General features: G+C 61.4%; 4 protein-coding genes, 2 tRNA genes and 1 pseudogene. 1 reads left to right on the top strand and 6 read right to left on the bottom strand.

Annotated elements, in window-relative coordinates; all coding sequences use genetic code 11:
- The 6 genes and pseudogenes from FPP74_RS09590 to gyrA all read right to left on the bottom strand — a co-directional run.
- Positions 1 to 4,189, bottom strand: a pseudogene (locus tag FPP74_RS09590) (hypothetical protein); the annotation flags it as partial.
- A gap of 575 nt (positions 4,190 to 4,764) precedes the next feature.
- The gene (locus tag FPP74_RS09595) at positions 4,765 to 9,234 is read right to left on the bottom strand and encodes a hypothetical protein (RefSeq protein WP_144718210.1); all 4,470 of its coding nucleotides are present in this window, start codon (positions 9,232 to 9,234) and stop codon (positions 4,765 to 4,767) included.
- 406 nt (positions 9,235 to 9,640) lie between these two features.
- Positions 9,641 to 9,713 (bottom strand) — tRNA-Ala (locus tag FPP74_RS09600).
- 33 nt (positions 9,714 to 9,746) lie between these two features.
- Positions 9,747 to 9,820 (bottom strand) — tRNA-Ile (locus FPP74_RS09605).
- A gap of 114 nt (positions 9,821 to 9,934) precedes the next feature.
- A complete protein-coding gene (locus tag FPP74_RS09610; protein ID WP_095278682.1) occupies positions 9,935 to 10,279 on the bottom strand; it encodes a DUF3566 domain-containing protein in 345 nt (114 codons plus the stop codon).
- Positions 10,280 to 10,282: 3 nt separating this feature from the next.
- Entirely contained in the window at positions 10,283 to 12,856 is a 2,574-nt protein-coding gene (gene gyrA, locus FPP74_RS09615; protein WP_144718212.1) for a DNA gyrase subunit A, read from the bottom strand.
- Between the two features lie 82 nt (positions 12,857 to 12,938).
- Here gyrA and FPP74_RS09620 point away from each other — a divergent pair, with 82 nt between their 5' ends.
- Entirely contained in the window at positions 12,939 to 13,148 is a 210-nt protein-coding gene (locus FPP74_RS09620; protein WP_144718214.1) for a CopG family transcriptional regulator, read from the top strand.
- Positions 13,149 to 13,230: the final 82 nt, after the last annotated feature.

Consider the following 13,230-nt stretch of genomic DNA (forward strand, 5'->3'; position numbering starts at 1 on the left):
CCTCAAGACCCGGAATGTTCACCTGGGACAGGATGCCCAACGGAATCAGCAGCAACAACGGCGAAGCCAAACCAACCAACGAAGCAATACACTTCGGATCAGACGAACCAACATTCACATCACCCTGGCCGTTGCCACCGTTGGCACCTGCGTTGGCGTCAACGTTGACCTGGACTTCGAACTCCATCGGCTTCTTGCCCTGGACGCCGCCAGCCAGCGGAATGAAGATGACCTTGTTGTTGCCGTTCGGTTTCTTCGGGGTCAGGACGACCTTGCTGTTCGGGTCCTTCGGGGTCAGGACGACGTTGCCGTCCTTATCCGTCTCCTGATCGACCAGCTCGGAACCCTCGAGGACAGCGATGGAGCCGTCCTCCTTCTCGAACTTGATGGTGACCTTGCCGGTCTTCTCATCGTGATCGATCTTGACGCCGAGGTCCTTGTTCTCGCCCAGGATGGCGCCGTTTTCAATCTTGGAGCCGGACGGGACGATCAGGGAGCTGATCTTGCGAACGACGTTGCCGTCCTTGTCGTACTCCTCGGTGACGACGGTCTTGCCCTCGGTGCCGGACTTCGGAGTCACGGAGAAGGTGCCGTCGTTGTTCGACTTCGCATCCACGAACTCGGTGCCAGAGACGACCTTGAAGGTGTTGCCCTTGGCCATCGGCTTGTCGGTCTTGGTGGAGCCCATGACGATGTAGTCGCGGACCTCGCGGCTGCCGGTGGACTTACCCTCGACGATCTTGAGGTTGTAAGTGTTGATGACGTTGCCGTCAGCGTCCCACTCCTCGATCGTGGCAGTCTTGCCCGCAGCGCTTGCCTTCGGCTTAGCGATCCACTGGTTGCCGTCGTTGGTCGGGTTCTCGAAGTAGTCCTCGCCGTCGATGACGACGAACTTGTTGGACTTCTCAACCAGGGTTGCGCGGAACTCCGAGTTGGTGGAGATCTGGTAGTTGTAAACGCGCGCGTCCTCAGCCTCACCGATGTTGAGCTTGTAAGTGGCGTAGACGCCACGCTTGTCGCTCACGGTGATGGTGACGACACCGGTCTTGCCGGCGCGGCCGGTGACAACGAACTGGCCGTTCTCTTCCTTCACGCGGACGAGGTCGTTGCCGTCGACGTCGTTGCCCTCAGCGTCCTTGGCGGAGACGATCTTGTAGGTGTCGCCCTCGTCCTTGCTGATACGCGCCGTACCGGTCCAGGTCATGTTCTTCTCGGTGACCTCGCCCTTGTTGGCGCCGCGGCCCGGGGTGATGTGCAGCGTGTAGCGCTCGAAAACGTAGCCGTCCTCGGTCTTGTTCTCAATAACGACGTCACCATCAGCGTCACCCTTCGGGGTGATCTTGATCTTGGACTCGCCGTCAGTCGGAACGGACTCGAGCAGGTCCTCCCCCTCGACGACGCTGAGCTTGGTGCCCTGCAGGTCGATTTCGTTCTCAGAGGTGATGGTGTACTCAGCCTCACGCGGCTGGTACGGCTTCACGGTGTAGGTGTACTCAACGAGCGGGATAGCGTTTTCATCAACCTGGTCCTCGCCGTAATCGAGGAACTCGGTGATCTTAAACTTGCCGTCTGCGCCCGGCTTGAAGTGGAGCTCCAGATCCTCTTCCAGCTTCTTGCCGTCGTAGTCCTCCGGGTTCTGAAGGAGGTCGCTCAGCGAGCTGCCGTCAAGCGCTTCGACCTTGAACCAGTGGCCGCTATCCTGCGCACCGAGGTGGAAGTTCGCAGTAGCGCGGTCAACGATCTCTCGCCCGCGAGTTGCAGGCTCCGTCGGAACCTCGAACGACTGCGGCTTGATGTTAATCGTGACGACGCCCACGAGCTGGCCGTTCGCGTCCTTGACGTGGACAACAGCCTTGCCGCCCTTGGTACGCACGTCATCGTTGTCCTGCTTCGGGGTGACGGTCCAGGTCTTGTCGGTCTCGGTGAGATCGACGAGATCCTCGCCTTCAACGACCTTGGCCTCGTAACCGTCCTTGCGCTGAACGTCGACGTTGCCGTCGAAGTTAATGTCGTGCTCGATGACCTTCGGGCCACCGTTCGGGTCCGGGACGACCTTGAAGTCGAAGTTGTACTCGATGCCCTCCTCGTCGGTGAAGACAACGTGAGCCTCACCCTCGGTGACGCCGTCCTTCGGAACGATCTTCCAGACCTTGTCGCCGTTGACCTCGGCCTCTTCGACGGTGATGACGTCCTTGCCCTCGGTGATCTCTGCCTTGCCGCCGCGGTGCTCAACGAAGCCCACGGAGGTGTTCAGGATCTCGCGGGAGACGTTGTACTGCGACTCCTTGTTCTCGATCGTGATCACGTTCTCGCGGGTGTTGCCCTGCTTGTCGGTGATCTCGACGATGACCTCGCCCTTGGTCACGCCGTCCTTCGGGGTGACCTTGAGGTGGCCGTGGCCGTCATCCTTCACGACGGCGATGTCGCCGCCCTTGACGGTCTTGTGCGTCTCGCCCTCGTCGATGTTGATGAGCTTGAAGCGATCGCCGTTGCCACCGGTGTTGATGTTGTAGAAGAAGTTGTTCACCTTGACGTGGGTGGACTCATCTACGTTGACGGTGTTGTTGATGGTCAGGCGGTAGACGTGCTCGTTGCCGTCGGAGTCGGTCACGACGATGGTGACCTTGCCCTCGCCCTTGAAGCCCGGGCGCGGCGTGACAACGAGCTTGCCGTCCTCGTTACGCTCGACGATGACGTACTCGGAGCCCTCGGTGACCTCGAAGGTCCAGGAATCCTTAATGCGCTTGTCCAGGTCGATGACCTTGGACTGCTCTTCCTTGGTGAAGCCAGCGAACTGGTAGTACTCGTAGACCTCGCGGACCTTCTCGTACACCTTCTCGGTGTAGTAGTGGTCGTTCTGGCTGATGGTCTTAGTAACGGTGGTCGGCTCGCCAGTGACGGTGGTGACGACCTCGCCGGTACGGCCCGGAACCGTAGTCTTCACGGTAGAGACCGGGGTGACCACGGAAGTCTTGGTGACCGGCTGTGCCGGGACCGTCTTGGTGACGGTCTCCTCGGTGATGGTCTGGGTCTCGGTGGCGACCGTGGACGGGATCGTCTCGGTGACGATCTCCGGCTCCGGCGTCTTCTTCACGGTCTTGGTGACCGGGGTGCCGTTCTCGGTGGTCGTGACAACCTCGGTCTCTACCGGCTTGGTGTTGGTCACGGTGGTGACGCGCTCCGGGCGAGTGGTGGTCACCGTGGAGGTGATCGGCTCGCGGCTGCGGCGCTCGGTGGTCACGGTTGCCGGAGCGGTCTCGGTCACCGTGGTGGTGTACGGGTTGCCTGCCGGGACGGTCGTGGTGGCCTCGTGATCCGGCTCGTTCACCGTGGTGGTGACGGTCGAGCGCGGGGTCGTGGTCTCCTCAACCTCGGTCTCGAAGTTGTAGTCCGGCTTGTCCGGGTAGATGTCCAGACCCGGCTGGTGAACCGTGATGATTCGCTGGAAGGTCTTCGACTGCTTCGGGTTCAGGTTCAGGTTGTAGTTCTTGGGAACCAGCACCGTGACGAACTCGCCCGGCTTGACGGTCTGCTTGATCTTTGCCAGCTTTTTCTCGTCCGGGTTGAGGACGTAGTTGGCCTCGTGGTTGGGGTTTCCAGCCGGAAGGGTCTGGTGCACGATGCTGAAACCGGTAAGGCTGTAGAACAACGTGGAATCCTGCTGCTGGATGTTGCCGCGGACGTCGTTGAGCACACCGAGGTTGTTGGCCAGGAGCGCCTGCAGGAAGGTGTTCTTCTTCTCCAGCATGGGCAGCACCGAAGCATCGCCGTTCATGTACTTGTCGTAATCCGCGAGCATGGACTTGGTCAGGTTAATCGCGGCGATACGGACGTTCTCGTCGATGGCCATGCCATCGCCGACGCGGCCGGAGGTACCGGTGAGCTTACGTACGTCGTAGCCGCCGACCTTGTTGTTCCACGGGTTGTCGATGCCCCAGTCGATGCACCAGCCCGGGCCATACTCAGTAGGCAGGGTCTGGGTGCTGTTGTCGTACCCAGTGTGAATCTGGGCGAGCTTCTTCTGCTCGGCGATCAGCTCCTGCAGCTGCGCCTCGTCCATCTTCTGGTATGCGTCAACGACCAGCTGGTCTGCAGACGCGTTGGTAGCAATGACGGCGGTGGTACCGGTGGCGAGGACGCCGGAGATAAGCGCGGCCATGACGCGCTTCTTAAGATGTGCGTTTTGCAACGGCTCAATCCTTAAAAACTTGACGGAGATATTCGAAGCAGCCTGGAGATCTCCTGAACACGGATCTTCACACTGACAGACTTTCATTCAATCACAACAATTTCGTGGAAAGTAGTCCACTATCACCACAGACACCGCGAAAACCCCACCACAACACGCACAGCCACACCCAAGCCAACGCAGCAACGCGTTGACCTCGACATTTACAACCTGACAAAACCCCAAAAAAGTTTGCGTGATATACAACACATTTCCGCCCCACCCCCGCCGATAGGCGCAAACCCCACCCAAAAACTTAAAATCAGCACAGAAAGCGGCCACATACGGGCCGCGCCAGGAGGGGCTAGGGACCGTATTGAGGCCTCGTGCCCGCTCCCCTTTTGCTCGTAAAAAAAAGGGGGCCTCGGGGTGGTTCGGAACGGCCTCCGCGCCACCCTGGCCCCTTCACGTAACGATACTACGCGAGTTGTTTTCCGTCGACATCTTGAAGCGCAGTGCAATGACAGAACCGCCCGTGCGGGCCGTGGACCCCTCAGCGGAGCCCAACCAACACGGGCGGTTGTCGGTGCTACAAACTACTTCTCAGCCGTCGCAGCATCCTCCGGCTTCGCAGCCTCAGACTCCTCGGACTTCACAGACTCAGCCGGCTTACCAGACGAACCATAACGCAGCGTGTCATTATCCGTCGCCTCACCCAACTGGTACGACGACGTCGACTCCTCCTGACCACAAGCACGCAACACCGCATCACCAATCAACAAACCAGCAGTAATCACGCCCAGCGCACCAGCAGCCACACCAATCATCTGCGAATTCTCAACCGCAAACGCACCCTGCACACCAGCAGCACGCGACGCACGATCATGATCATAAATACCCAGACCCTGCTGAATACGATTATTCGCATCCTGAATCGCAGCATTCAACTGACCACGCACACCCTCAAGACCCGGAATGTTCACCTGGGACAGGATGCCCAACGGAATCAGCAGCAACAACGGCGAAGCCAAACCAACCAACGAAGCAATACACTTCGGATCAGACGAACCAACATTCACATCACCCTGACCAGCGCCAGCGTTGGCGTTGCCCTGGGCATTGACGCTGACGTTGATCTTGATGGTGCCGTCCTCATCAACAACGCCGTTGCCCACCGGGGTCACGTGGATCTCAGTGGTGCCGCCCGGGATAGCGCCCTTCTCGATGGTGTGGGTGCCATCGCCGTTGTTCTTGATCTTGTCCGGGTCGATCTGCGTGCACTTGCCACCCTTGTCGCAGCCCTCGGCGATGAAGTCGCCCTTGCCCTCGACGACGATGGTGATGGAACCGTCGGAGCCGCGGCCGGTCTTCTCGTTCCAGGTGATCTCCGGAGCCGGGATGGAGGAACCACCGGAGGTCTCCGGGATCTCGGCCTCGATGATGCGGACCGGGTTGCCGTTGCTGTCGCGCTCCTCAATGAGCACGGTTCCCGACTTGTTCGGCAGGGCCTTGATGTTGATGTTGCCCGCCTTGTCCGGCTCCGGGTTCTCAATCAGGTCGTAGCCGCGAACCACGGTGAAGGTGTTGCCCTTGCCCGGGTTCACCTTGGTCTCGATGTCACGGTCCAGGACACGGCGCTCCTCGCGGAAGGAGAGCTCGCTGCCCTGGCCGGTGATCTCGATGTTGTGGCGGTTGACAATCTCACCCTTCTTGTTGGTCTCCACAACAACCACGTGGTTGCCGGAGGTGCCTTCCTTCGGGGTGAGGACCCACTGGCCGTCCTTCTCGGTGACGTCAACGAACTCTTCGCCCTTGATCACCTTGTAGGTGTTCTCGTTGCGGATGGTCACGGTGAAGTGGCCCAGCTCGGAGACCTTGAAGGAGCTCTCGCCGTTGGAGCCGTTGCCCGCACCATTACCGGAGACCGGGGTGATGATCAGGGTGTAGCGTTCCTTGGCGCCGTTCGGCTTAGTGAACTCGACGACGGCCTTGCCCTCGGCACCCTCGACCGGGTTGACGGTGATCTGGTCGCCGTTCTCGGTGACCTTGATCAGGTCCTTGCCCTCAACAACCTCGTAGGTGGAGCCCTCCGGCGCGGTGAGCTTCAGCTCGGAGCGGTCGGTGATCTCGTAGTTGTACTCGCGCGGAGCGACCGGGGTGACGTTGAGGATCCAGCGCTGGATCGGCAGGTCGCGGGAGTTGCGCAGCTCGATGACAACCTGGCCCTCAGCGTCCGGCTTGAAGTCGGTCGTGTACTCGCCGTCCTTGTCGTTGGGCAGGGTGTTGAGCAGATTCTCGCCGGAGACCACGACCAGGCGCTGCAGGTCGGAATCACGGCCGATGTTGATCTGGGAAGTCGCCTTGACGTCCTGCTTCCGCTCCTTGACCTTGCTCGGCGTCACCGTGATGGTGTAGTGGACCACGACCTCGTCGCCAAGGCGCTCCTCAACCACGACCTCGCCCTCGAAGCCCGGCTTCGGCATGACACGGGTGATCTCCTTGCCGTCCTTCTCCACCACGGCGGTGGTGACGTTGTCAGCACCCTCCGTGACCACAATCTCGTGGTCCTCGGCACCCTTGGTGATCTCTACGGTCTGGCGGTCCTTGATCTCACGCTCGACCTCCTGGGTCTTCACCTTGGTGCGGTCGCCCGCAATGATGGTGTAGACGCCAACCAGGATGCGCTGGCCGTCGACAATCTCGTAGAGGTTGGCAACGATGACGCCCTCGCCGGAAGCCTGGATCTTGTTGGTGTCACCGGTCAGCTTGACGGTGTCGCCCTCGACGGCCTTGCCGTTGACGGTGGCGATGTCCTGGCCCTGCTTGAACTCCAGCTCATACTCGCCGTCGGCGGTGTCGAGCTCAGCAGCCTCGTCGGTGTTCGGCTGGATGTTTGCGGTCTCGACGTCGACGAGTACGTTGGTGCCCTGGCGGACGTCCAGAGTGAACTGGTAGTCGTCGCCCTTCTCGTCCTTGGCGGTGATGACCACCTTGCCGGTCTTGTCGGCCTTCGGGGTCAGGACCCAGTTGCCGTCCTTGTCCTTCTCCAGGGACTCGACGATGTCTTCGCCCTCGACAACCTTCGGCTCGTCGGCAATGTTGTCCAACTCGAGGACGTAGTTGTTGGAGTTACCAATCACGCGGTGCTGGTCGTACTTGCTGTCCGCAGCGATGTTGATGATGTAGTTGTTCTCGTTGCGCGGAGCCTCGCCCGGCTCGTGCACCGAGATCTTGGCGGTAGCGCTGAGGACACCATCGTTGGGCTTGACGGTGATCTTGCCGTCCTTCTCGCTGGTGGTGATGTAGTTACCACCCTCGGTGATCTCCCACTCCCAGCCCTGCGGGACCGGGATGGTCTGGGTGTGGCCGGCGATGGAGACGTTGAAGTAGTGGTTGTTCACCACAACGTCGGTGGTCTCGATCTTCTTCTCGGCCTTGTTGATCACGTGGATGGTGTACTCGTGGCGGTTGCCCTCACCATCGACGACGACGATGCGCACATCGCCCTCGCCCTCCTTGACCGGGGTGATGTCCAGGCTCTTGCCGTCCTTGGACTTGGTCACCTTGACCAGGCCGTTAGAGTCGTCGACAAAGTCGATCTTCCAGTTGGTCAGCTTCTCCACCGGGATGACTCGGGTGTCCTTCTTCTGGGAGAAGTTGAAGGCGTACTTGTAGGAGCGGAAGAAGCGCTCGACCTCGATGGTCTTCTCGCTCGTCTGGTGCGTCTCGTTCTTCACCGTCGTGGTTGCGGTGACGGTGGACGGCTCGGCGGTGACGGTCTTGGTAGAGGTCGTCGCCGGGCGGGTCTGCGTCTCGGTGACGTACTTCGGCTCAGCCGTGACGGTTGCAACCTCGGTCTTCGCGTCGCCGGTTGCCGTTGCGGTGGCGGTGGCCTTCTCGGTCACGGTCTTCACCACCGGGGTGCCCTTGCGCACGGTGACGGTGCGCTGCGGCAGCGTGGTGGTCTCGGTGACAGTCTCGGTGTCCTCGCGCTCAACCTCGGTCACCGTGGTCCTCGGGGTGACGTTCTCGGTCTCGGTGCGGGTCGGCTCGACCGTCTTGGTCACCTCAGCCTGCGGCTGCTCCCACTCGGTGACGGTGGAGGTCGGGGTGACGGTCTTGCGTGCGGTCTCGGTGACCGGCTGCTCAGTGACCGTCTTGGTGTAAGTGTTGCCCGGGACGGTCTCGGTCTTGGTCACCACCTCAGGGGTCTCGGTAACGGTGGTGGTCTTCACCGTCACGTTCGGGCCCTTCGGGTTCGGGTCGTAGCCAACCAGGCCCGGCTGACCGATGGTGATGAGGCGCTGGGTCGTGCCTTCCTTACCAAGCTCGTCGCTGATGTTGTAGTCGCGCGGGACCAGAACGGTGACGTACTCGCCGTCCTGGACCTTGCTGGTCGCTTCCTGGAAGGAGTCGCTCTTGCGCAGGACGTACTGGGACTGGCCGGAAACAGCGCCGCTCTGCTTGCGCACCTCAAAGCCGGTCCACTGTGCGAACTCCTCCTTGGTGATCTCGGGGAAGCCGCCGGTGGTCTCCTTGTAGTCACCGTAGATGTAGCCGCGCTGCAGGTTCAGCGTCTCCTTGTGGTTGGACAGGAGCGCCTGCAGGGCGAAGTTCAGCTTCGCGGCCTGCTCCATGTCGCCCTTGTTAAACGCGTCAAGCATGCGCTTGGTGCCGGCGATGGCGGCGCGCTCAATATCCGGGTTGATCTCCAGGTTGCCGCCCTGCTCACCGTTGTAGCCGTACAGGCCGGAAACGCCGTCGAGCTTGCGCAACACGTAGGGCGAATCCTGCTGCGGAGCGGGCTGCGCAAAGTCAATGCACCAGCCCGGGCCGAAGTTGTTGGCGTACATCAGGTGCGCCTGATTAAACGCACCCTGCTTGTAGCCAATGTTGGAGTTGAACTGCTTAGCTGCCTGCTGCTCATCTGCAGGAAGCTGGGAATACTTGCTCGTAACAGCAATGTCTGCGTGCGCGGACGGGGTAGCAACGACAGTTCCACCAGCGACGACGGCGGTGGAGATAAGCGCGGCCATGACGCGCTTCTTAAGATGTGCGTTTTGCAACGGCTCAATCCTTAAAAACTTGACGGAGATATTCGAAGCAGCCTGGAGATCTCCTGAACACGGATCTTCACACTGACAGACTTTCATTCAATCACAACAATTTCGTGGAAAGTAGTCCACTATCACCACAGACACCGCGAAAACCCCACCACAACACGCACAGCCACACCCAAGCCAACGCAGCAACGCGTTGACCTCGACATTTACTACCTGACAAAACCCCAAAAAAGTTTGCGTGATATACACCACATTTCCGCCGCACCCCCGCCGATAGGCGCAAACCCCACCCAAAAACTTAAAATCAGCACAGAAAGCCGCCGACACGCCCGCGGTCCCGGGCCCGGAAGCAAGCGGGTCTGGAGGAAACAGAAAACCCTGTACCGCGCACGGTACAGGGTTTGTCCTGTGGAGCATAGGAGAATCGAACTCCTGACATCCTGCTTGCAAAGCAGGTGCTCTACCAACTGAGCTAATGCCCCATTGCCGAGACTCTATATACTATAGCGTCCCAGTGGGCCTAGCAGGAATCGAACCTGCGACCTCATCGTTATCAGCGATGCGCTCTAACCGACTGAGCTATAGGCCCTGGCAACGGATAAGAATATTACGCACCGTCGCCATAACCACCAAATCGGCTGGTGGGGGCGGGTTTTTGGGGCGGTTACGTGGCGTCGATAAGCACCCCAAAGCCCCGCCGAACCTACCGTGCGCGGTTGGACATGGTGTAGGTGACGCCGCCAACCAGATCCGCGATGCTGTTGTAGATCACTACGGTCAGCGGCGCCATGATCGCGGTGAACACCACGCCGATCAGGCCCAGCAGGCCCGCGGCGGAGAGCACGATGGTCATGTCGATGGCCTGGTCGCCGCCGACGCCGCCGATCAGCGAGTTCACCGACTCAATCACGCCGGCCTGCTCGAGGCCGAAGTAGACGATCGTGATGCCCAGCATCCACGCGACGAAGCCGATCAGCGCCAGGATCGTCGCCACCTTGAACACGGAACCCGCGCCGACGTTGCGGATGGTTACCTTTCGTGCGGCCATCGCCTACTCCTCACCCTCGGCGTCGTCGGGGGCCCCGCTTATCGACGATTGCGTCGCCTCCTGGGCCTCTTCAAGGGTTTTCTCGCCCTTCGCCACCGCGGTGGCCTCTTCTTCGCCGGAGTCCTCGACGTTCTTGTCGATGGCAAGCAGCTCGACGTCGTCGCCAAGATCCACCAGGCGCACGCCCATGGTGGCGCGCGAGGACGGGCGGATCTGGTTGACCTCGGTGCGGATCACGCCGCCCGCGGAGGTGATGGCAAAGATCTGGTCGTCCTCGTCCACCGCCAGCGCGCCGATGAGCTTGCCGCGCTTCGGGGTGTACTTGAACGTCATCACGCCCATGCCGCCGCGGCCCTGCTGGTTGTACTCCTCGATGGCGGTGCGCTTGCCATAGCCGCCGCTGGTGGCCACGAGCAGGAACTCGCCGTCCTGCACCACCGTCATGGCGAGCAGCTGGTCGTCGCCGCGGAAGCGCATACCCTTCACGCCCGCAGTGGCGCGGCCCATCGGGCGCAGCTGGTCATCATCCGCCGGGAAGCGGATGGCCTGGCCCTGCTCGGAGACGAGCAGGAGGTCGTCGTCGTTCTGCGTCAGCGCGGCGCCGATCAGTGCGTCGCCCTCGTTGAGGTTGATGGCGATGAGGCCAGCGGAGCGCGCGGACTCGTAGTCCGTGAGGCGGGACTTCTTCACGCGACCGTCGCGGGTAGCCAGGACCAGGTACGGGGCGTCCTCGTAGGACTGGATCTGGATGATCTGGGCGATCTTCTCCTCCGGCTGGAACTCCAGCAGGTTGGCCACGTGCTGACCGCGGGCGGCGCGCCCCGCCTCCGGCAGCTCGTACGCCTTGAGGCGGTAGACGCGGCCGAAGTTGGTGAAGAAGAGGATCCAATCGTGCGTAGAGCAGATGAAGAAGTGCTTGACCACGTCGTCCTGCTTCAGCTCCGCGCCACGCACGCCCTTGCCGCCGCGCTTCTGGCTCTTGTAGGCGTCCACCTTCGTGCGCTTGGCGTAGCCGGTGGAGGTGATGGTGACCACCACGTTCTCGCGGGCGATGAGGTCCTCCTCCGTGACATCGCCGGTGGCGGCGACGATGCGGGTGCGGCGCTCGTCGCCGAACTTGTCCACGATCTCCTTGAGCTCCGTGGCCACGATGTCGCGCTGACGCTCCGGCTTGGCCAGGATGTCCTTGTAGTCCGCGATCAGGCGCTCGATCTCCGCCAGGTCATCAACGATCTTCTGGCGCTCCAGGGCAGCCAGGCGGCGCAGCTGCATGGCGAGGATTTCGTTGGCCTGGATCTCGTCGACGTCGAGAAGCTTCATGAGCCCCTGGCGCGCATCGTCCACCGTCGGGCTGCGACGGATGAGCGCGATGACCTCGTCCAACGCGTCGAGGGCCTTGACCAGGCCGCGCAGGATGTGGGCGCGCTTCTCCGCCTCGTCGAGACGGTACTGGGTGCGCCTGACGATGACCTCGATCTGGTGCTTCACGTAGTAACGCAGCATCTGGTCCAGGCGCAGGGTGCGCGGCACGCCGTCCACGATGGAGAGCATGTTGGCGGAGAAGTTCGTCTCCAGCTGCGAGTGCTTGTACAGGTTGTTCAGCACCACGCGCGGCACGGCGTCGCGCTTCAGCTTCACGACGATGCGCATACCGATGCGGTCCGAAGACTCATCATCAATGCTGGCGATGCCGGCCATCTTGCCCGCGTTCACCTGCTCCGCAATGCTGTGGATGAAGTTGTCCGGGTTGACCTGGTACGGCAGCTCCGTGATCACGATGACCTGGCGGTTGCCCACCTCCTCGACCTCGGTCACGCCGCGCATGCGGATCGAGCCGCGACCCGTGGTGTAGGCCTCCTTGATGCCCTTGTCGCCCACAATCAGGCCGGAGGTGGGGAAATCCGGGCCCTTCACGCGCTCCAGCACCGCGTCGAGCGTCGCCTTCTCGTCCGCGTCGTGGTTGTCCAGGATCCAGTAGATGGCATCCGCCAGCTCGTTGAGGTTGTGCGGCGGGATGTTGGTGGCCATACCGACCGCGATGCCGTTCGAGCCGTTCATCAACAGGTTCGGCACACGCGACGGCAGGACCGTCGGCTCCTGCGTCTTCGAGTCGAAGTTGGGGGCGAAGTCCACGGAGTTCTCGCGGATGTCGCGCACCATCTCCATGGCCAGCGGGGTGAGCTTGCACTCCGTGTAACGCATTGCAGCCGGGCCGTCATTACCCGGCGAGCCGAAGTTGCCCTGGCCGTCCACCAGCGGGTAGCGCATCGCCCACGGCTGCGCCATGCGCACGAGGGTGTCGTAGATGGCGCTGTCGCCGTGCGGGTGGTAGTTACTCATGGTCTCACCCACGGCCTTCACGCTCTTCACGTACGAGCGCTCGGGGCGGAAACCGGCGTCATACATGGCGTAAATGACGCGGCGGTGCACCGGCTTCATGCCGTCGCGCACCTCTGGCAGCGCGCGGCCCACAATCACGCTCATCGCGTAATCGATGTAGCTGGTCTGCATCTCCTCATTGATGTCAATGGGTTGGATGGCGTCGAAGTTGCCGCCACCCGTGGTGTCGTCGCTCATTGCTCACCTTTCTTATTGTGCTCACGTGTAGTTTACCGGCCCTGTGACGCGTTGCCGCGCTGAGCAGTGGTATCAAAGTGGTATGGCTATGACACTCCGGCTCACCACAGACGAGGACAAAGCGCTCGTGCTGCTCGCCTCCGCGTGGGGCTGCTCCAAGCAGGAGGCCGCCCGCCGCGCCGTGGTCACCTCCGCGTCGCGCCTGCTTGATGACGCCACCGTCACCGACCTCGCACGCTCCGTCATCCCCGGGTACAAAACTATGGAATCGCGCATCAGGCAAGCGCGATGAGGGGTTTTAGCGCCGAGCAACTTTTAGCCGTTGCCGATGAGTACTGCGCCTATACGGGTGCCCGGGTGCGCTCCTTCTCTGC

This window comes from Corynebacterium sp. NML180780, from assembly GCF_007786415.1.
GTDB lineage: Bacteria > Actinomycetota > Actinomycetes > Mycobacteriales > Mycobacteriaceae > Corynebacterium > Corynebacterium gottingense.